At 60.1% G+C, this 17,956-nt stretch carries 16 protein-coding genes; 8 read left to right on the forward strand and 8 right to left on the reverse strand.

Annotated elements, in window-relative coordinates; genetic code table 11:
- Window positions 1-11: 11 nt before the first annotated feature.
- Genes ICA16_RS23535 through ICA16_RS23555 form a run of 5 tightly spaced genes read right to left on the reverse strand, consistent with a single transcriptional unit; the run spans window position 12 to window position 4,854 of the window.
- Window positions 12-1,034 carry a polysaccharide biosynthesis/export family protein gene (locus ICA16_RS23535; protein ID WP_150616521.1) on the reverse strand — a complete coding sequence of 341 codons (1,023 nt, stop codon included), beginning with the start codon at window positions 1,032-1,034 and terminating at the stop codon, window positions 12-14.
- Window positions 1,035-1,055: 21 nt separating this feature from the next.
- Entirely contained in the window at window positions 1,056-1,703 is a 648-nt protein-coding gene (locus ICA16_RS23540) for a CpsD/CapB family tyrosine-protein kinase (RefSeq protein WP_150594859.1), read from the reverse strand.
- Entirely contained in the window at window positions 1,703-2,449 is a 747-nt protein-coding gene (locus ICA16_RS23545; protein ID WP_150602269.1) for a sugar transferase, read from the reverse strand. Before ICA16_RS23545 ends, ICA16_RS23540 begins: the two co-directional genes overlap by 1 nt.
- 18 nt (window positions 2,450-2,467) lie before the next feature.
- Window positions 2,468-3,505, reverse strand: coding sequence for an NAD-dependent epimerase (locus ICA16_RS23550; protein WP_210555548.1), 1,038 nt, complete (start codon window positions 3,503-3,505; stop codon window positions 2,468-2,470).
- On the reverse strand, window positions 3,502-4,854 hold the full coding sequence (locus tag ICA16_RS23555) for a UDP-glucose dehydrogenase family protein (RefSeq protein ID WP_150602267.1): 1,353 nt from the start codon (window positions 4,852-4,854) through the stop codon (window positions 3,502-3,504). The genes ICA16_RS23550 and ICA16_RS23555 overlap by 4 nt, the downstream gene beginning before the upstream one ends.
- Window positions 4,855-5,242: 388 nt before the next feature.
- Here ICA16_RS23555 and ICA16_RS23560 point away from each other — a divergent pair, with 388 nt between their 5' ends.
- A complete protein-coding gene (locus ICA16_RS23560; protein ID WP_210701760.1) occupies window positions 5,243-6,943 on the forward strand; it encodes a sulfatase-like hydrolase/transferase in 1,701 nt (566 codons plus the stop codon).
- Window positions 6,944-7,029: 86 nt separating this feature from the next.
- Here ICA16_RS23560 and ICA16_RS23565 read toward each other — a convergent pair whose 3' ends face one another.
- Together ICA16_RS23565 and ICA16_RS23570 are read right to left on the reverse strand one after the other, a co-directional pair.
- Window positions 7,030-8,046: a helix-turn-helix domain-containing protein gene (locus ICA16_RS23565; protein ID WP_210701761.1), complete on the reverse strand. Its 1,017-nt coding sequence runs from the start codon at window positions 8,044-8,046 to the stop codon at window positions 7,030-7,032.
- Window positions 8,047-8,333: 287 nt separating this feature from the next.
- Window positions 8,334-9,254, reverse strand: coding sequence for a LysR family transcriptional regulator (locus ICA16_RS23570; protein ID WP_210701762.1), 921 nt, complete (start codon window positions 9,252-9,254; stop codon window positions 8,334-8,336).
- 96 nt (window positions 9,255-9,350) lie between these two features.
- Between ICA16_RS23570 and ICA16_RS23575 the strand changes: the two genes are divergently transcribed.
- Entirely contained in the window at window positions 9,351-10,193 is an 843-nt protein-coding gene (locus ICA16_RS23575) for an AraC family transcriptional regulator (protein WP_210701763.1), read from the forward strand.
- A 100-nt stretch (window positions 10,194-10,293) separates the two neighbouring features.
- Here ICA16_RS23575 and ICA16_RS23580 read toward each other — a convergent pair whose 3' ends face one another.
- A complete protein-coding gene (locus ICA16_RS23580; protein WP_210701764.1) occupies window positions 10,294-12,267 on the reverse strand; it encodes an alkyl/aryl-sulfatase in 1,974 nt (657 codons plus the stop codon).
- 138 nt (window positions 12,268-12,405) lie between these two features.
- On the opposite strand from ICA16_RS23580, the gene ICA16_RS23585 reads away from it, so the two are divergent.
- The 6 genes from ICA16_RS23585 to ICA16_RS23610 all read left to right on the forward strand — a co-directional run bounded on the left by ICA16_RS23585 (window position 12,406) and on the right by ICA16_RS23610 (window position 17,891).
- Window positions 12,406-13,059, forward strand: coding sequence for an ABC transporter ATP-binding protein (locus ICA16_RS23585; RefSeq protein ID WP_210701765.1), 654 nt, complete (start codon window positions 12,406-12,408; stop codon window positions 13,057-13,059).
- Entirely contained in the window at window positions 13,056-15,527 is a 2,472-nt protein-coding gene (locus ICA16_RS23590; RefSeq protein ID WP_210701766.1) for an FtsX-like permease family protein, read from the forward strand. The genes ICA16_RS23585 and ICA16_RS23590 overlap by 4 nt, the downstream gene beginning before the upstream one ends.
- The gene (locus ICA16_RS23595) at window positions 15,517-16,584 is read left to right on the forward strand and encodes a lipocalin-like domain-containing protein (protein WP_210701767.1); all 1,068 of its coding nucleotides are present in this window, start codon (window positions 15,517-15,519) and stop codon (window positions 16,582-16,584) included. Before ICA16_RS23590 ends, ICA16_RS23595 begins: the two co-directional genes overlap by 11 nt.
- A gap of 199 nt (window positions 16,585-16,783) precedes the next feature.
- Window positions 16,784-17,026 (forward strand): hypothetical protein, encoded by a 243-nt coding sequence (locus ICA16_RS23600; protein WP_150616511.1) that lies wholly within the window; start codon window positions 16,784-16,786, stop codon window positions 17,024-17,026.
- A gap of 11 nt (window positions 17,027-17,037) precedes the next feature.
- Window positions 17,038-17,220, forward strand: a complete 183-nt coding sequence (locus ICA16_RS23605) for a hypothetical protein (RefSeq protein ID WP_150602257.1) — start codon at window positions 17,038-17,040, stop codon at window positions 17,218-17,220.
- A gap of 86 nt (window positions 17,221-17,306) precedes the next feature.
- A complete protein-coding gene (locus ICA16_RS23610; protein ID WP_150602256.1) occupies window positions 17,307-17,891 on the forward strand; it encodes a hypothetical protein in 585 nt (194 codons plus the stop codon).
- The last annotated feature ends 65 nt before the right edge of the window (window positions 17,892-17,956 follow it).

The raw sequence follows: 17,956 nt of genomic DNA on the forward strand, positions 1-17,956 counted from the left end.
TCACCTGAGAGTCAGTTGTCACTGCCTTTGTTGTCGACGCGGTAGCCGAAGCTGAACCCCACGCCCTGGAACAGCACCACGTCGGCCAGTTGGCGGGCGAGTTCGCCGGCGCTGGCAAGCTTGGTTTTTGGCACGTAGAGCATGTCGTCCGGTTGCAGGTAGGCGATCTGCGGAGCCTCGCCTGACAACGCCTTCTCGACGTCGTAATTCATCGCCTGCACCTGATTGCCATTGCGCCGCATGATCACCACCGAATCGAGGCGCGCCTTGACGTTGGTGCCGCGGGCGAGGGTCAGGGCTTCAAGCACCGAGACCGGACGGCGGATCGGGTAGGAGCCAGGCTGGGCCACTTCGCCCAAGACGTAGATCTCGTTGCCAGCCGTGGATTTGAGCAGCACATCGACGCTCATCCGCCCTGGCAATTGCGCGTATTTTTTGTTGAGGAAGGCTTCCAGTTGATTGACGGTCATGCCTTGCATTGGCACGGCACCGATTTCCGGGAAGCTCGCGTAGCCGTCAGTCCCCACGGTGATCTCGCGGCTCATGCCGGTGGCGGGGTGGTTGAGGGCACTTTTGAGGTTCTGTTCGTTGCTCAACGGGCTGAGGACTTGCACGCTCAGCTGATTGCGGTTGGGCTGGAACAGTTGTTTGCGTTGATAAACCCGCTGGATTTCCTGGCGCGCTTCCTCGCTGGTCAGCCCGGCGATTTTCACCGAGGTGTTGGCGCCCGGCAGTTCGATGGTGCCGTCGGGCAGCACCAGTTGCGTGCCGTTGAGCTGGCTGGCGGCGGTGAAGTTCAGGCCGATCTGGTCACCCGACTGGACGCGGTAAGCGTCCGAGCCGCTGGTGCTGATGTGGAAAATCACATCCAGCACGTCTTTCGGGCGCAGGGTCTGCTCGACCCTCGGCATATCGGTTGCCTGGGCGTTGGCCGGTGCGGCGGTGAGGATATTCACCGGCATGTTGCGGGTATCGGTATTGCTGGAGCAGCCCGCAAGCGGCAGCAACAGCAGGACAAGCATTTTGGCGTTCATGGCGTCATCCTTTGCGTTCGCTTACAGGTTTTTGTAAAGCCACTTGGGCATGTAGTACTTGCGCCGGTTGAACACGCTACCGACCACTTTTGCCCCAGCCTGGGTCAGCCGTTGCACGGCAGCCTGGGCGACTTCCCAACGGGTGTCTTCGGCGCGAACCACGAACACCACGCCATCGACCTGGGTGCTGATCACCAGCGTGTCGGCGGCGGAATACACCGCGTCACCGTCGATCACCACGAAGCGGTACTGGCTGCCCAACTGGTCGAGCAACGGGCTCAGGCGTTCGGCGGTCAGGTGTTCCATGGTCCGGATCGGCCGGCCGTTTGGCAGCACATCGAAGGGCAGGCTCGAGACCTGCACGACGCAGTCCTGCAACAGCGGCGGGTTGTCCGGGTTGAACAGCAGGTCGCGCAGGCCGCGCTCCTTGCTCAGGTTCATCTGCTGGGTAAGGTTGCTCGCCGACTGGCTGGCGTCGACCAGCAGCACCTGGCCGCTGCTCATTTGTGCCAGTTGACTGGCCAGTGCCAGCGCGCTGGTGGTGGTGCCGGCGCCGGGGTTGGCGGCGGTCAGGAACAGAATCCGCAGATCCAGATCCAGCACGGTCGATGTCAGGTTCGATTCGCTGGGGTTGGCGATGCTCAGGCTTTTATTGGTTGAACCGTCCATTAGCTTGCTCCGTGGCCGCTGAATACTTTGAAGGGGGTTTTCAACAGGATCTTCAGATCAAGCAAAAGGCTCTGCTCGGCGATATAGCTGAGGTCCAACTCAACGCGCTGGTCGAAGTCGATATTGCTGCGCCCGGAGATCTGCCACACGCCGGTCATGCCGGGGTAGATGCTCAGGCGTGCGAGGTGACTGTCCTTGTAGCGATAGGCGTTGAAGGAGGTCGGACGCGGGCCGACCAGGCGCATATCGCCGCTGATCACATTGATCAGGTTGGGCAGTTCGTCGAGGCTGGTCCGGCGCAGGAAACCGCCGATACCGGTGATCCGTGGGTCTTTGTCGATCTTGAAATCAATGGCATCGACACCGTGTTTGTTCAGGTGGCGCAACGATTCCTTGAGGTCTTCGGCGTTGGCGACCATGGTGCGGAACTTGTACATGCCGAATTTGCGCCCGCGATAGCCGGTGCGTTTCTGCACGAACATCACCGGCCCTGGACTGGTGAACTTGACGGCCAGCGCCAGACCGATCAACAGCGGCGAAAACACCAGCAGAATGACCAGCGCGCCAAAGCAGGCGACCACTCGATTGGTGCGCGACAGCTGCCATGGTCGGCCACCGTCACGGCCAGTCATCCAGCCGCGGCCCTGGCGATGAATCGCGGCATCGAGGCGCATGCGGTGCTCGGGATCAATGCGCTTGTCACGGCGCAGTTCCTGCATCGGTATTGTTTTTTCATGTCCAGTCATAAAGACCTCCACTGATGGTCAGCCGCGTGCGGCGCGTGGGCGATAGGCAGTTGGGTAGTAGTCGCGGAACCAGGCGATGAAGCGCCCAAGTCCTTCATCCAGCTCTATCCGGGGCTGAAAACCGGTGGCCTGGGCCAGATCGCTGGCCTCGGCACAGGTGTTGAGTACGTCGCCCGGCTGCAAGGGCAGCAGCTCGACCAAGGCTTTTTGACCGAGGTGTTTTTCGATCAGCGCCAGGTAGGTTTTCAGTTCCACCGGATGTTGGCCGCCGATGTTGAACAGCCGCCACGGCGCCATGCTGCTGGCGGGGTCGGGCTGCTCGCGGTTCCACTCGGGGTTGGCTTTTGGCGGTTGCGGGATGAGGCGGGCAATGCTTTCGATGATGTCGTCGATGTAGGTGAAATCGCGCTGATGCTCGCCATAGTTGAACAGCTTCAGCGGTTGCCCCTCGCTGATCGCCTTGGCGAACTGGATTGGCGACATGTCCGGCCGGCCCCACGGCCCGTACACGGTGAAAAAGCGCAGCCCGGTGCAGGGGATGCCAAACAAGTGGCTGTAGCTGTGGGCCATCAGCTCATTGGCTTTCTTGGTCGCGGCGTACAGCGACAGCGGATGATTGACGCCGTCCTTCACCGAGTACGGCGTGGTCTGGTTGGCGCCATACACTGAACTCGACGAGGCGTAGATCAGGTGCTCGACCGGATGCTGCCGGCAGCTTTCCAGAATATTCAGGAAACCCTGCAGATTGCTGTCCAGATACGCCCGCGGATTCTCCAGCGAATAACGCACCCCGGCCTGCGCCGCGAGGTGGATGACTACTTGCGGACATTCCCGGACGAACAGCGCTTCGATGGCCGACGCATCGGCCAGGTCAACCGTAGCGAGCTGGAAATCGCCGACCTGCTCGCGCACCCATTGCACGCGATCGTGCTTGAGCTGCGGATCGTAATAGGCGTTGAAATTATCCAGGCCGACCACTGTGTGTCCGTCGCGCATCAGCCGCAATACGCAATGGGCACCAATGAAGCCGGCCGCGCCTGTGACCAGAATTTTCATGGCCGTAGCCCTTCGGGGGCGATGTGGCGCAGGCCGATGCCGCTGTAATGCAGGCCAGCGGCGGCCAGATGTTCCGGGTTGTAGAGGTTGCGACCGTCAATCACCACCCGCGAACGCAACTTGCTGGCCAGCCATTCAAAATCCACCACGCGGAAGTTTTTCCACTCGGTGCAGATCACCAGTGCATCGGCATCTTCCAGCGTGTCGTCGCGGGTGGCGCACAGGTGCAAGTCGTTACGGTAACCATAGAGGCGCCGGCACTCGGACATGGCTTCCGGGTCGTAGGCCTGCACGCTCGCGCCTTCGGCCCACAGCGCATCCATCAGGTAACGGCTGGGGGCTTCACGCATGTCGTCAGTGTTTGGCTTGAACGCCAGGCCCCAGATCGCGATGGACTTGCCGGCCAGGCCCTGGGGGAACTGCGCTTTCAGTTTGCTGAAGAGGATGTGCCGCTGACTGTCGTTGACGTCGGTGACGCTGCGCAGCAGTTTCAACGGCATGCCGTTGTGTTCGGCGGTGTGCAGCAGGGCGCGCAGATCCTTGGGAAAACACGAGCCACCGAAGCCGCAGCCCGGATAGATAAAGTGATAACCGATGCGCGGGTCGGAACCGATGCCCTTGCGCACTGATTCGATGTCGGCGCCAAGCAATTCAGTGAGGTTGGCCAGCTCGTTCATGAAGCTGATGCGCGTGGCGAGCATCGCATTGGCCGCGTATTTGGTCAGCTCGGCGCTGCGGTTGTCCATGAACATCAGTTTTTCGTGGTTGCGGCAGAACGGTGCGTACAGCTCGCTCATCTGCTCGCGGGCCTCGTCATCGCGGGTGCCGACGATAATCCGGTCGGGGCGCATGCAATCGGCCAGAGCGCTACCTTCCTTGAGGAATTCGGGGTTGGACACCACGCGCACTTTCAGGTCAGTCCTGGCGCGGCGCAGCAATTCGCTGTTGGAAGTGGCGAGGACTTGATCGGCGGTCCCGACCGGCACCGTGGATTTGATGATCAGGGTACGATCGGCCTCCATTAAACCGGCGATCTGCCGGGCAACGTTGAGCACGTGGCTGAGGTCAGCGGAGCCGTCTTCATCGGCCGGGGTGCCGACCGCGATGAAAATCAGCTCGGCGTGTTCGACCGCATCGCTGGCCTGGGTGCTGAACAGCAGACGCCCAGCCTTGATGTTTTCTTCAAGTGCGCTGGACAGTCCTGGTTCGCTGATGGGCGGCACGGCTTGTTGCAGTTGTTTAATCTTCTTCGGGTCTATATCAACGCATAAAACCCGATGTCCGACATCTGCAAGTGCGGCAGCTTGTATAAGTCCAACATAGCCCGTGCCAAATACGCTCACGTCCATCTGCGCACCCTCGATAGAGCGAAAAGAAGAAGTTCTTGAGAAGACCGTAGAAGGGGTATAGCGCAGGGTTTGAAAAGCGTGTCAGCAAAATGACATGTTGCATCTGTATAACACTTGAGCGCTTTTTGGCGATTGGCCATCAAGTCATTGCTGCGATTGGATTTGTTGATTTTTTGCAGATTTGTTCAGAATTAAAATAAGCGATAGACGGTTGTAAGTCTTTAATTTAAAGGCTTTCAGCGCATGGCGTGTGTCAGATTTGAGTCACCGTTTTTTTGACGCATTATAAAAAAAACAGTCAATTCTTGCGCTTTGAGGGCCGGGTGCTAGTGTCAGGTTTTGACCGACAAACCTTTGACTTTCTGCCTTTTGCACCAGCGGAATCGCCATGTTCAAATATGCCAAAGAACTGCTTTTAATTACTTATCTGCTCCTTTATTCCGAATATTACATTGAGCGGTTAAATGCTATCGGCCTCGGTTTTTCTGTACTTCTTTTTGGCGCGATGTTTTTGGCGCTCACTTTGGCGTTATATCTAACGGCGTATATAAGACAAACACTCGTTCGCCATTTATTCGCATTGGCGATGTTTGTTTCGGCGGTGTTTTTCGACATCTATACCCGGGTCACCGCGGATTACCTGAGCTACAGCAATTTCGTCTCGCTGGTGTATTCCGGCGGCTTCATTCAGGAAGCGGCGTACCAGTACCGTGACGCAATCATTCGCGGTGCGCTCAGTGGCCTGCTGCTGTTGTTTGCCATAGGTCTCAAACCGCGCCATTCGCTCATCGTACCGAACACGTTGCGCGTGGCGGCGCCGTTGTGTGGCGTGTTGCTGCTCAGCGCGGTGCTGTTTTTGCGCGCAGGCGAGGGTGCCCGCGGTTTGCCGATCATGTACACGCCGTTGGCCTATCTGAACCTGTTTGCCTATGAGGCGCTTCATAACACGGTGGGCCCACGTGAACCGGTCACGCTGGCGCGCACTTCGCAGGCGGTGGGGCATGACATCGTGCTGATCATCGACGAGAGCATCTCCGGCAATTATCTGGATATCAACGCGCCATTTGGCGTGCACAGCAACCTCAAACAGCCGCACGCAGGCGTCGACATTTTCAATTACGGCTATGCCGCCTCCATCGCCAATTGCAGCGCCGACACCAACATCACCCTGCGCTACGGTGGCACCCGCGCCGACTACATGCGCATCAACAGCACGCTGCCGTCGATCTGGCAGTACGCGAAAAAGGCTGGAATGCGCACGGTGTACATCGACGCCCAGCGTACTGGCGGCAATCTGCAGAACCTGATGAACGACGCCGAGAAAAAGGACATCGACGAGTTTGTCCAATTCGACCGCACCAGCGTGCGCGACCGAGACATGGCCGCGGCGGCGAAGCTGATCGAACTGCTCAACGACGACAAGCCCGAGCTGATCCTGATCAACAAGGTCGGCGCGCATTTCCCGGTGCACGACAAATACCCGGATGCCTTCATGGCTTACCGCCCGACCTTGCCGCGCGGGCAGTTCACGGAAGTCGCCGATACCGGTGAACGCAATGGTTTCAATGGTCAGGTGGATGACTGGGTGCTGTATCGCAACGCCTACAAAAACACGGTTTTATGGAACGTCGGCGAGTTTTTTGCGCGGGTGTTGGCCAAGGGCAATCTGAACAATGCACTGCTGATCTATACCTCCGATCACGGGCAGGATCTGCACGAACGCGGTAACCCGGGGCTTAACACCCACTGCGGCGGGGATCCGGTGGAGGAGGAGGGCCTGGTGCCGCTGGTGGTGATTCAGGGCCGCGATCTGAAAACGCTCGACTGGTCGGCGCAGTTGGCGGCGAACAAGGATCGCTCCAGTCACTACAACATTTTCCCGACGCTGTTGCAGTTGATGGGGTATGACCTGGCGGCGATCGAGTCGGCGTACGGCAAGCCGCTGTCGGTACCAACGGTGGATGAATTCACCTTCAACTATCGCTTCAATGCGCGGTTGGGGGCCAAGCCTGAGTGGAAGCATATTGATCTGGGCAGCATCGTGACGCCGACCCAGGCGCCGGCGAGTGTGGCGGCGGGGCAGCCCTGAAAGATCGCAGCCTGCGGCAGCTCCTACATTAAAAACGCGATCCACTGTAGGAGCTGCCGCAGGCTGCGATCTTTTGATCTTGCTGTTCAGACTTGCCACTGCGCCCGATACACCCCCGGCGCACACCCCAACCACCTCAAACATGCGCGGTTAAAACTCTGCACATCGCTATAGCCCAAACGATCAGAGACCTCGACCAACTCCAGCTCACCTGCCTGCAACAGATCCTCGGCCCGGTAGCGCCGATACTCGTCCAGTAACTCGGAAAAACGCCAGCCCAACGCCTTCAACCGCCGAGCCGCTGTGCGTTCGATCAAATGCCGGGCGGCACAAAACTGCTTCCAGTCGGCCGCTGCCAGGTCTGCAATCAAATAGTCGCTGAGCTGCTCCAGCAAGGTCGACTCGCTGTTGCGGCGGGTCTGCTCCAGCAATTCCACCAGCGTTTGTTCGAGCGACTGATTGCCTGGCGTCAACGGCGCCACAAACAACTGCGGATCCAGGCGAATCGCCGGATACGCCTGCCCACCCTGCACGGGCGCACGGAAGGCGCGCTCATGTTCTGCACTGCTGGCCGAAACCAGCGCCACACTCGACACCGGATCACGCCCAAGACCACTGGCGAGCAACTTGCGCCGCAACATGCTGCACAGGCTGATAAGGATGTAATCGGCCGTCGCGGCACACGCTCGCAAGCTGCCGGCATCCAGCAAACGCAGTTCGACAGCATCGCCGTCGCGGACGATCTGCGCGCGGTAATGGCCGTTGAAGAAAGGGAAGAACCGCTCGAAATAATCGCAGGCACTTTGCAGCGACACCGCGACATCGAACAGATACGTCAGGCCATTGGTGGCCGTAGAAACAAAGCGCCGGCCCGCCGCCAGACCGATCAGCGGATCGCCGGTCTGCTCGATGGCAAACACCCAGAACCGCCGCGACAGCACCAGCGGAATGCGCATGAAGGGCGTGCGCAAATCGAACAGACTGCGGTGAAACTGCGCCTCGATGGCGTCTTGCGCGATACCGCGCGCAAGCAATTCTTCGATGGCCGGCAACAGGCTCGGTGCGTAAAAAGCGTTGGCGGATGGCTGATCGATTTTTGTCATATAGGGCTCACCGCTTGTTTCGGAACACGGCTCACTCCTACATTTGAACGCATTCCAACTGGATAAATACGGTCACCTGTAGGAGCTGCCGAAGGCTGCGATCTTTTGATCTTGCTTGTAAATATCACAATCAAAAGATCGCAGCCTTCGGCTCACTCCTACATTTGATCGCATTCCAACTGAATAAATACGGTCACCTGTAGGAGCTGCCGAAGGCTGCGATCTTTTGATCTTGCTTGTAAATATCACAATCAAAAGATCGCAGCCTTCGGCAGCTCCTACAAGGCTCAGTGGTTGGCCGCGAGCAGGCGTTGATCGACGGTCAGAATCGCTTCCACCATCGCCCGCGCCGCCGGGGTCATGGAATAGCCGGCGCGGGTGACGATGCCGTAGCTCAGTTGCAGAGCCGGATCGTCGTGGGGTATGTCGATGAATTCGAGCAAGTGGATCACGCCTTGATCGACCTGCTCACGCAGTGCCTCCAGCGTCGCCAGGCCCACTGCGTCGGAGCGCAGCACCACGCGCTGGATCGCGTCGAACTGGGCGCATTCGACGCTGGGGGTGAAATCGGGTTCGCCCAATACATCGGCAAGGATTTTGCGGATCATCGGCGGAATGCGTGTGCCCACCACCGGGTAGTCGAGCAGGGCACGCAGCTTCAAGTCAGGCTGACTGGCGAGCGGGTGACCCGCGCGGCAGAAAAACCGCCCCGGTCGGGTACGCAGCAGTTGCACGTGGTACTGCGGATCGCCAACGAAATAACGCGCATCCGCCACCAGAAATTCGATCTGCTGCTCACGCAACCACAACGACAATTGCTGCCAGTCGCCCTGATGAAAACGCGTGCGGATCGCTGGGTGCGCCTGGATGAATTGCGCCAGCGCTTCCGGCACTAACACTTGCGCCGGATAAGGGCCACAACCGAATTGCAACTCACCGCTGGTGAGGCCGTTGTATTGCGTCAGTTCGTTGTGCAATGCCTGACTGCCGGCGAGCAGGCGCCGAGCATGTTGCAACACCAGTTCACCCTGACCAGTGAGACGAAATTCTCGGCTGCTGCGCTCGACCAGTTCACAGTCCAGATCGCGCTCCAGCGTCTGGATACTGCGGCTGAACGCCGGTTGACTGAGGTTGATGGCCTCGGCCGCGCGGCCAAAGTTGCGGTAGTCAGCGAGGGCGACCAAGTGGCGAAGCTGTCGCAAATCCATCATGCGTCTCCTGCATTCTGCGGATACTTTTAATGCATTGGATCGATATCACGTTGGCTGGCATAAGTACACGCCTGTCTCTTGGTAGCCGTCGCCATGTCCCACCTCCTGTTCGCCTCCAGCGCCTTCACCCGGACCATTCTCGGCCACGCCGAGCAGTCCGGTCTGTGCCCGCAGACCTTGCTGGCGCGCGCCGGAATCAGCCACGCGGCACTGCAGGATCAAGCTCGGCAGATTCCCGCACACGCGGTCGAGCAACTGTGGCTTGAATGCGAACAGGCCGGTGTCGCCCCGACGTTCGGCTGCGAGCTGGTCAACTCAATGGCGACTACTTGCCTGCAAGGCTTGAACATTCTGCTCGACTCCGCGCCCACCCTGCGCGCCAGCCTTGAATGCTTCGTGATGTTCGTCCCGCGAGTGGCCAATTACGTGGCTGTCGAACTGCAGGAGATCGGCCTTTTCGCTCATTTGCATTTGCGCCCGGTGCTGGGCCATGCGCATCACTTCGGCCTTGATGCTGCAACGCTCACTTTGGTGCGCAATATCGCCGGGCGACTGGGCAAGGCGCCCGAGGAAGTGTTTGTCAGCGTCAGTCTGTGCCCGCCACAAGCGGCCGGAAACTGGCTACGCGGCGCCGGCATTAATGTTGAGCAGGGCGAGCATCCGCGCCTGACGCTGCGCCGTGCAAGTCTTGACGATACGCTGCTGGGCGCCAATGCTTTCCTGCATCAGAGCATGCTCCGTCACTGGCAGGCTGAATCATCCGCCCCCAGCCGTAACGACAGTCTGCAAATGGCCCGCCACTGGCTGACAGCCGGCGATCAACCGATCGAGCGCATCGCCGCGCGCCTCGGTTACCGCCAGCCGAGCAACTTCATCCGCGCGTTCCGCAAACAGTTCGGCATCACGCCGAAGCAGTTCCGGCTCAATCCGTTGTAACTTCGGCGTTGATCGTTTTTTTTGTCGGTTCGCTCTCACATTTAGCCGGGGGCGCGGTTTCAATGTGGGAGCGAGCCTGCTCGCGAAGAGGGCGACGCGGTTACGGCGTGACGATGTTGAACTGCGGCCCGAACGTATCCAGGCTGCCCATCAACTCACCCAGTTTCTTGCCGTTACCCTGCAACTTGATCAAGCCTTTTTGCATCGCCGTCGGGAAGTCCAGTTGCTTGAGGCTGATCTGCTCCAGCGTGTCCTTGCTCAGGCTGACACTGGCATCTGCCGCCGGATTGAGCCCGGCGCGGTGGGTGAGGACGCCATTGCGCAAGGTCAGATTGAAGTCCTTGTGCTGATCCTCGAATGTCCAGTTCAGCGTCAGGTCATGGCCGACCGCCTTGTCACTGTCCAGGCGCACCGCCAGATAATCAAAGAACATTTCCGGGCTCATCGCCCGCACCATGTCTATCGACACCGAAGTCCCGGCGTGCGGTGGCACACCATTGCGCAGCTCCATCGCGCCGGTCAGGTACATGTTGCGCCAGGTGGCGTTTTCACTTTGATAACCCATTTGCTCCAGTGTCTCGGCCTGGGCCTTTTTCGCGTCGACGTTGTCCGGCTCGGCGAACAACAACTGATTACCCAACTGCGCAGCCCAGCGATAGTCACCGCTGGCCATGGCTTTGCACATTTTCTCCAGCACCGCAGCGCCACCGCCCATGGCCTCGACCGTGCGTTTGGCGGTGTCCACCGGCGGCAGCGGATTGAGGTTGGCCGGGTTGCCGTCATAGAAACCCATGTAGCGCTGATACACCGCGCGGACGTTGAAACTCAGCGAGCCGTAATAGCTGCGGGTGTACCACTTCTGGTCCAGCGAGCCCGGCAGCTTCTTGACCGCATCGGCGATTTCCAGCGGTGTCAGGCCCTTGTTGAGCAGGTGCAGCGTGCGGTCGTTGAGGAACGCGTACATGTCGCGCTGGTCGGCGAGGAGCGTGCGAATCCGCTCGCCACCCCAGGTCGGCCAGTTGTGCTGGGCGAACAGCACGTCGGCCTTGTCGCCGTAGCGCACCAGGCTGGCGTCCAGATATTGTGACCACGCCTTGGCGTCGCGTACCTGGGCGCCACGCGGCGTGAGCACGTTGTGCATCATTTGCGTGGCGTTTTCTGCCATGCACAGGGCTTTGAGCTCGGGCAGATAGAGGTTCATCTCGGCCGGGGCTTCGGTGCCCGGCGTGAGTTGAAACTCGACCTGCACACCGGCGATGGTGCGGGTTTCCAGTTCCTTGGTGATCAGGTCGGTGGGTGGAATCAGCGTGATAGTGCCGCCACTGGGCGTGCTCTTGCCCAGGCCGGCGTCGACCTGACCCTGTTCACCGCGCGGCAGCAAACTGCCGAACTGGTACTGCGCGCGGCGGCTCATGGCGTTGCCGGCGTAAACGTTCTCGCTCATCACGTGTTCCATGAACCCGGCCGGGGCGAACACCTTGACCTTGCCGGCCTTGACATCGGCCTCGTCGATCACGCCGCGCACGCCGCCGAAATGGTCGGCGTGAGTGTGGCTATAGACCACCGCGACCACCGGTTTGTGCGGACGGTTCGCGTAGTACAGGTCCAGCGCAGCCTTGGCGGTTTCGGCCATGGTTAGCGGGTCGATGATGATCAACCCGGCGTCGCCTTCAATGATGGTCATGTTGGCCAGATCGAGGCCGCGCACCTGATACAGCTTGGGGCTGACTTCGAACAGGCCGGCATGGGCGCTGAGTTGAGCGAGCCGCCACAGGCTCGGATTGACCGATTCCGGGGCCTGATCCTTGGCGAGGAAGTCGTAGGCCTGCACATCCCAGATGACCTTGCCGGCGGCGTCCTTGACCTGGCCCTTGAACGGCGCGATCAGGCCTTTGCTGACCGATTCGAAGTCGGTGCGATCACTGAACGGCAATTGTTGCAGGACGGCGGCGTTGCTGGCGGACGTCTGGGCGCTGGCGGCAACGGCTGCGTCGGCGGCGATGACTGTTTGACTCAGGCATGCGGTGATCAGGCAGGCCAGCAGGCCACGGGGGCTCAAAGTAAAACGGGGCATGGATTCTCCAATTATTATCGTTATGGCTGGATCAGGGTTTGAGGGTAGGGCGCAGCGAAGGCACGGCGATGATCATCCGCGGACAAAAACCATTCAGCACCGCTATCCTTGGCTCACGTCCATCGATCAGGTTTGCCCATGCTTGAGGTTCGCAACGTCTTCAAAAACTACGCCACCCCCCAAGGCCCGTTACCCGTGCTGCAAGGCGTCGACCTGACGCTGGAACCCGGCAGCAGCCTGGCGTTGATGGGCGAATCCGGCAGTGGCAAAAGCACCTTGCTGCACTTGATCGCCGGTCTCGACAAGGTCGACAGCGGCAGTATTCACAGCGGCGAGCATCGGCTCGAGAGCATGAACGAAGCGCAACTGGCCAACTGGCGACGCACGGAAATCGGTCTGGTGTTCCAGCAGTTCAACCTGATCGGCAGCTTGCGCGTCGAAGACAATCTGGCGTTTCAGGCGCGCCTGGCCGGGCGTCACGATCCGCGTTGGCAAGCGCATCTGGTGCAACGTCTGGGCCTAGGCGATTTGCTCAAGCGCTATCCCGAGCAGCTCTCGGGCGGTCAGCAGCAGCGCGTCGCGTTGGGTCGGGCGCTGGCCTCGCAGCCGAAACTGCTGTTGGCCGACGAACCCACCGGCAGCCTCGATGAAGCGACCAGCGACGAAGTGCTGCGATTGTTGCTGGAGCTGCTCGACGACACGCCGACGACCTTGCTGATGGTCACTCACAGCCCTCGTGTGGCGGCGCGGTTGTCGCAGCGGGTGGTGCTGTCCAGCGGACGTCTGACGTGATCGTTTTCCGGCAAACCCTGCGTGCGCTGCTCAGCCATTGGCGGCGGCATCCGGTGCAGTTTTTCAGTGTGCTGACCGGGTTGTGGCTGGCTACCAGCCTGTTGACTGGCGTCGAGGCGCTGAACAGTCAGGCTCGCGACAGCTACGCTCGCGCCAGCCAATTGATCGGCGGCGAACCGCAGGCCAGCCTCAGTACGCCGAACGGTGCGACGTTCCCCCAGCAATGGTTCATCGACCTGCGGCGCCAGGGCTGGCCGGTGTCGCCGCTGTTGCAGGGGCGCTTGATCCTCAAGGATCACGACAATCAACGCCTGCAACTGATGGGCATCGAACCGGTGTCGCTGCCAGCCGATTCCGCTGTGGCAGGGCAGGCGATGCCGATCGAGCGTGTCGTCGAATTCTTCACGCCGCCGGGCAGTACGTGGATTTCCCCGGAAACCTTGCGGGCCCTGAACCTGAGCGAAGGTGCTACGCCGCAAACGGTCAGTGGCCAGACGTTGCCGCCGTTGCTGGCACAAAAGGACATGGCGCCGGGCGTGTTGTTGGTCGACATCGGCGTCGCGCAAACCCTGCTCGAACAACCCGGACAACTCTCGCGTTTGTTGCTGCCCAAGGATTTTCACGGTGAGTTGCCGGCCGCGCTCACAGGCCAGTTGCAGCTCAAAAGCAGTGGCGAGGAAAACAATCTCGCGCGCCTGACCGAGAGCTTTCATCTCAATCTGGATGCCTTGGGTTTTCTCTCGTTCGTTGTCGGTTTATTCATCGTGCATGCAGCCATCGGCCTGGCGCTGGAGCAACGCCGTGGCTTGCTGCGCACATTGCGTGCCTGTGGGGTCAGTGCGCGGATGTTGATGGGTTGCCTGATTTTCGAATTGGGTTCGCTGGCGCTGATCGGCGGAGTGTTCGGCGTGATCAGCGGTTATTGGCTGGCCAGTGTGCTGCTGCCGGACGTCGCCGCCAGCCTGCGCGGATTGTACGGCGCAGAAGTGGCGGGGCAGTTGCGCCTGAGCCCTTGGTGGTGGGTCAGCGGGATCGGTTTGAGCCTGCTCGGCGCCTTGCTGGCCGGGGCAAACAGCCTGCTTCGCGCTGCCCGTTTGCCACTGCTGGCGGTGGCGGATCCGCAAGCCTGGCATCAGCAATACACGCGCTGGTTGCGGCGTCAGGGCTGGCTGGCCTTGGTGCTGGGCGTGATTGCGCTGGTGGCGTTGATTTGGGGCGACAGCCTGGCCAGCGGTTTTGTGCTGATGGCGGGGTTGCTGCTCGGCGCCGCGCTGGCCTTGCCGGTGCTGTTGAGTGGCGTGTTGAATCAACTGCTCGGGCGCAGTCGTTCGGTGCTCGGCCAATGGTTTCTCGCCGACTGCCGCCAACAATTGCCGGCACTGAGCCTGGCGCTGATGGCGTTGCTTCTGGCGCTGGCGGCCAACATCGGCGCCGGCAGCATGACCGCCGGTTTTCGCCAGACCTTCAACGACTGGCTCGAACAACGCTTGAGCGCCGAGCTTTACATCAACCCGAGCAACCCGGCCCAGGCCCGCGAGATGTCCACTTGGCTGAAACAGCAGCCACTGGTGACGGCGGTGCTGCCCAACTGGCAGGTATCGATCACATTGCAAGGCTGGCCGGCGGATGTCTACGGGGTGATTGATCATCCTTATTATCGTCAGCATTGGCCATTGCTCGATGCCAGTGGCGGTGATCCGTGGGCGCATCTGGCGACGGATGATGCGGTGATGCTCAGCGAGCAACTCGCCCGCCGCCTGCAGGTACGCGCCGGCGATCGCCTGACGATACCTGCTCCGAATGGCGCGTGGTCGCCGCGAATCGTTGGCATTTATGCCGATTACGGCAATCCCAAGGGCCACTTGCTGGTCAATAGCGACCATCTGCTGCGCGGCTGGCCACAGTTGACGCCAAACCGTTTCAATCTGCGCATCGATCCGCAAAACATTGCGGCATTTTCGCGTGCATTACAGGCGCGTTTTCAGCTGGATGACAGCCGCATCGTCGATCAGGCGCGGCTCAAGGGCTGGTCGGTTGAAGTGTTCGAACGCACCTTTGCCGCCACGGCGGCTTTGAACACTCTGACCCTGGCGGTGGCGGGCGTGGCGCTGTTTATCAGCCTGTTGACCCAGAGCCAAAGCCGTCTCGGCCAACTCGCGCCGCTGTGGGCGCTGGGCGTGACACGACGCCAATTGATGCTGTTCAATCTTGGTCAGACCTGGCTGCTGGCGGTGCTGACGCTGGTATTGGCGTTGCCGCTGGGGATCGCGCTGGCGTGGTGTCTGGATGCGGTGATCAACGTGCAGGCGTTTGGCTGGCGTCTGCCGTTGCGCGTGTTCCCTTGGCAGCTTTTGCAACTGATGGGGTTGGCGTTGCTGGCCACATTGCTGGCGTCGGCGTGGCCGTTGTATTCGCTGTACCGTACGCAACCGGCGGATTTGCTGAGGACGTTTGCCCATGAGGACTAACTTCGTTGTGCTGATGGTTCTGCTGTTGCTCGGCGGCTGCGATCAGTCAGTGCCCGAGCAAAAGGGCTTCGCCGGAATGGGCGATCAGGCACAGGCATTTACCCCGGTGGTGCCGGGTCGGGTGTTCAGCTTTCCGGCGGATCACGGCGCCCATGAGGGGTTTCGCATCGAGTGGTGGTACGTCACCGCCAATCTCAAGGATCAGCAGGGCAACGATTTCGGCGTGCAATGGACGCTGTTTCGCAGCGCCCTCAAACCGTTGCCGGAGCAGGCCGGGTGGGGGAGTCAAACGATCTGGCTGGGGCATGCCGCGGTGACTTCGGCGACCGCGCATCATTCCGCCGAGCGTTATGCCAGGGGCGGCGTCGGTCAGGCCGGCGTACGTTTGGCGCCGTTCGAGGCGTGGATCGATGATTGGCAGTTCAGCAGTCAGGCGGTCGATCCCCTAAGTGACCTGCAACTCAGCGCCCGCGATAGATCCTTCGCCTATCAACTGCATCTCACGTCCAGCCGTCCGTTGGTGCTGCAAGGCGACAACGGTTTCAGCCAGAAATCCGAACAAGGGCAGGCATCGTATTACTACAGTCAGCCGTTTTTTCAGGCCAGCGGCACGCTGCAAATCGATGGCAAGACTTACACCGTCAGCGGCCCGGCGTGGCTCGACCGCGAGTGGAGCAGTCAGCCGCTGACCGCCAACCAGACTGGCTGGGACTGGTTCTCCCTGCACCTGGACAGCGGCGAACACCTGATGCTTTATCGCATGCGCCAGAAGGAGGGCGCGCCGTACCTGACCGGCACCTGGATCGGCGCCGACGGCCAGACGCAAACGCTGCGCAGCGAGCAGATCAAACTCGTCCCGCAAGACACCGTCAAAGTCGCCGGCCGGGCGATGCCGGTGCGCTGGTCAATCAGCATTCCAGACAAGCACCTCGATATCAGTCTCTCGGCGCTCAACCCCAACGCGTGGATGGACCTGCGCATTCCTTATTGGGAAGGCCCAGTACGCGTCAGTGGTAGTCATGGCGGCAACGGCTACCTGGAAATGACCGGGTACTGATGCTCAAAATCCTGGAATGGCTCATCTCTATCTGCCGACACACATCCCTGTAGGAGCTGCCGAAGGCTGCGATCTTTTGACGGTGGTCTTTGAACGCAAGATCAAAAGATCGCAGCCTTCGGCAGCTCCTACAGGGATCGGGTTGAACTCCGGTTGCTCGCTGAACCTCTACAAAAGTAATACCTGTCGAGGATGAGCCATGAGCGACGACCTGCAACCCCAAGACCTCACCACTTGGCAACGTCTGTTCGACGACGACACTTTGTGGCAGCAGTCCCCCGACGCTCACTTCTTAGACCTGCAACGCATCGCCGATGACATGCTCGGTCAGGGCGCCATCGACCTTGAGCAATGGCAGATCCTGCGTGCCAAGGCCGATGACCTGCACAAGGATTCCCCCGCCGTAAACGTCGCCCGCGAACTTGACGACCCCGAAGCCTGAGGACAACACCGATGAAACCTGAATCTGAAAACCAGCATCCTGACGAGCCCCGGCCACCGGGGGAAACCGAGCGCGACAATGATGCTCTGCGTCCGACCGATCCGAAGCAGCGTGAGAAGAGCGGCAAAGGCACGGCCAGTGGCGAATCGACCGCACAGGAAACTGCCGCGCCACAAACCAAAGCCAAGCCCTGAACAGCGTCTATGCTCAGTGACACACCCCACGTCTGAAATGATTCCGGCGTCGGGTGCTGCCAATCATTGACAGGGAAAGTACGCTTATGAAGCTTCATGCACTCGCCAAGTCCATCGCCCTCGCGTCGCTGCTGTCCGCCTCCAGTCTCACTGCGTTTGCCGCCGACATACCGCTGTCGGCAACGGTTGAAGCCGACAAAGTCACCACCAAAGTGCTAGCGGTTGACGCGGATAAACACCAGGTTGTGCTGGAAGGCGCCGAAGGCCAGCAGGTTCACGTACAGCTCACGGAGAAAGCGAAAAACCTCGCCAATCTGAAGGTCGGCGACCAGGTCAACGTGGAAGTCATGCGTTCCGTCGCGGCCTACCTCGACACCGATGTGGATAAAGGTCTGCCTGGCACCACCGAGCGAACCGGCGAACTGCGCAACGCTCCGGGCAGCAGCAACCCCGGCGGCGAAGCTTACCGTCAGGTTCAGGTGCAATTGAAAATCACCAAAATTGATTTGAAAACAAATCAGGTAACTCTGCAAAACCCTGCCGGTGTATCGAAAACCCTCAACGTCGAACGGCCTGATATTCAGGACAAACTGAAGAACCTCAAAGTCGGGCAGAGCGTTGTTGTCACTTATACCGATGTATTAAAAGTGACCAGTCAGCACGAAAGTTGAGTTTTAGCTCTACAGGATGACTACTCTTGTACAGTTTTTGTATTAGAGTAGTCATACTATTAGTT

The organism is Pseudomonas anatoliensis (assembly GCF_017976235.1).
In the GTDB taxonomy this organism is placed as follows: domain Bacteria; phylum Pseudomonadota; class Gammaproteobacteria; order Pseudomonadales; family Pseudomonadaceae; genus Aquipseudomonas; species Aquipseudomonas anatoliensis.

What these genes read in the sequence shown, in the direction of transcription:
- ICA16_RS23535 (WP_150616521.1), bottom strand. Translation starts at nt 1,034, where the DNA reads ATGAACGCCAAAATGCTTGTCCTGCTGTTGCTGCCGCTTGCGGGCTGC.
- ICA16_RS23540 (WP_150594859.1), bottom strand. Translation starts at nt 1,703, where the DNA reads ATGGACGGTTCAACCAATAAAAGCCTGAGCATCGCCAACCCCAGCGAA.
- ICA16_RS23545 (WP_150602269.1), bottom strand. Translation starts at nt 2,449, where the DNA reads ATGACTGGACATGAAAAAACAATACCGATGCAGGAACTGCGCCGTGAC.
- ICA16_RS23550 (WP_210555548.1), bottom strand. Translation starts at nt 3,505, where the DNA reads ATGAAAATTCTGGTCACAGGCGCGGCCGGCTTCATTGGTGCCCATTGC.
- ICA16_RS23555 (WP_150602267.1), bottom strand. Translation starts at nt 4,854, where the DNA reads ATGGACGTGAGCGTATTTGGCACGGGCTATGTTGGACTTATACAAGCT.
- ICA16_RS23560 (WP_210701760.1), top strand. Translation starts at nt 5,243, where the DNA reads ATGTTCAAATATGCCAAAGAACTGCTTTTAATTACTTATCTGCTCCTT.
- ICA16_RS23565 (WP_210701761.1), bottom strand. Translation starts at nt 8,046, where the DNA reads ATGACAAAAATCGATCAGCCATCCGCCAACGCTTTTTACGCACCGAGC.
- ICA16_RS23570 (WP_210701762.1), bottom strand. Translation starts at nt 9,254, where the DNA reads ATGGATTTGCGACAGCTTCGCCACTTGGTCGCCCTCGCTGACTACCGC.
- ICA16_RS23575 (WP_210701763.1), top strand. Translation starts at nt 9,351, where the DNA reads ATGTCCCACCTCCTGTTCGCCTCCAGCGCCTTCACCCGGACCATTCTC.
- ICA16_RS23580 (WP_210701764.1), bottom strand. Translation starts at nt 12,267, where the DNA reads ATGCCCCGTTTTACTTTGAGCCCCCGTGGCCTGCTGGCCTGCCTGATC.
- ICA16_RS23585 (WP_210701765.1), top strand. Translation starts at nt 12,406, where the DNA reads ATGCTTGAGGTTCGCAACGTCTTCAAAAACTACGCCACCCCCCAAGGC.
- ICA16_RS23595 (WP_210701767.1), top strand. Translation starts at nt 15,517, where the DNA reads ATGAGGACTAACTTCGTTGTGCTGATGGTTCTGCTGTTGCTCGGCGGC.
- ICA16_RS23600 (WP_150616511.1), top strand. Translation starts at nt 16,784, where the DNA reads ATGAGCGACGACCTGCAACCCCAAGACCTCACCACTTGGCAACGTCTG.
- ICA16_RS23605 (WP_150602257.1), top strand. Translation starts at nt 17,038, where the DNA reads ATGAAACCTGAATCTGAAAACCAGCATCCTGACGAGCCCCGGCCACCG.
- ICA16_RS23610 (WP_150602256.1), top strand. Translation starts at nt 17,307, where the DNA reads ATGAAGCTTCATGCACTCGCCAAGTCCATCGCCCTCGCGTCGCTGCTG.